Raw genomic sequence first — 1,317 nt, 5'->3', positions numbered from 1 at the left:
AGGTCTATCTAATAAAGTTTCAATAGAATACGAGCCATTGAGTTTAAATTTAAAAGTAGTAGAAACAGATGATTATGCTCCAATTGAACTTAGAATACAAATGACTAATTCTACAGGGAAAACGGATAATATATGGGTTTTAATACATTTAAAATCTCCTTTTGCTTCTAGAAGATATGGAATTAAATATTTTGAAAAAGTATGTGGGGGTAGTAATAGTGGAAGATATCGAGAAGATATTTGGATGTTTTTTGATACGAATGGAATTCCTGATGATGAGTTAGCGAACTATAAAGTTTCTTTTGGTCCTGTTAATGGAGCTGGTAATTTTGGTTATGGAGTAACTGATGAACCTTATGTGATTTTTACATTAGAAGATTATAATAATGTAAATGAGTTGCCATTAAGAGAATTAAGTGAATATCCAGCTTCTGGTGTTTATAATTATAATGTACATAATCCACATCCATTTTTACAGACATATCCACCTTTCAATCAAGCGGTTAATCAATATCAATGTGTAATATATGAAGATGATTTTAATTATGATAAGAATTATAGAATTGTAGATAAAGGATGTGGTGATGGAGGATCTGATCTTATTAATAATGTTAATGTAGGATTTAAGATGACTTATAAAGATGGAACAGAAAATTTATTAAGTGATTCTTATTTACATTTTAATATGAATGAAAATACATTTTATACAAATATCAATAGAGAAAATACATGTAGTAGTAATGAGTAGTTTATAAACTTGATATGAGAAACACAATAACAATATTAATATTATTAATCTCTTGTGCTTTAAAAGCACAAGGGGTTATTTGTAATTCTTTTCAATTAGAAAAGGGGAAGAAATATGTTTTAAGTGCTTGGGTAAAAGAAGGCGAAGATGAGCAGCTGATGACATATGAAGACGGGAAAATTGAGTTGTCATTTAAAAATATAGAAGGAACCGTTATTTCTTCAGGGACTGTAGTTTTTGAAGCTGAAGGAAACATCATTGATGGATGGCAACGTATTGAAGAATATTTTGATGTTCCATTAAATGCTGCATCGATAAATGTTTCTTTAAAGAATGAAGGAAGTAGAAATGTATATTTTGATGATATTCGTGTTTTTCCATATGATGGAAATATGAAATCCTATGTTTACAATCAGTATACTCAGAGGTTGGAAGCAGAGTTGGATGAGAATAATTATGCTACTTTTTATGAATATGATCAAGAGGGAGGATTAATTAGAATTAAGAAAGAAACAGAAAGAGGAGTCTTTACAATTCAAGAATCTCGATCTGGTAATACAATAATACCT

Annotated in this window: 2 protein-coding genes; both read left to right on the top strand. The window is 29.2% G+C overall.

Annotation, left to right across the window (positions count from 1 at the left end):
• A partial coding sequence (locus tag I1A51_RS17600; RefSeq protein ID WP_196896245.1) for a hypothetical protein occupies positions 1 to 748 on the top strand: 748 nt, incomplete at its 5' end.
• A 14-nt stretch (positions 749 to 762) separates the two neighbouring features.
• A partial coding sequence (locus I1A51_RS17595; protein WP_196896243.1) for a hypothetical protein occupies positions 763 to 1,317 on the top strand: 555 nt, incomplete at its 3' end.

Origin of the sequence: Aureivirga marina (assembly GCF_015767265.1) — a bacterium.
In the GTDB taxonomy this organism is placed as follows: Bacteria; Bacteroidota; Bacteroidia; order Flavobacteriales; family Flavobacteriaceae; genus Aureivirga; species Aureivirga marina.
This window is presented reverse-complemented; position numbering and strand designations above follow the sequence as displayed.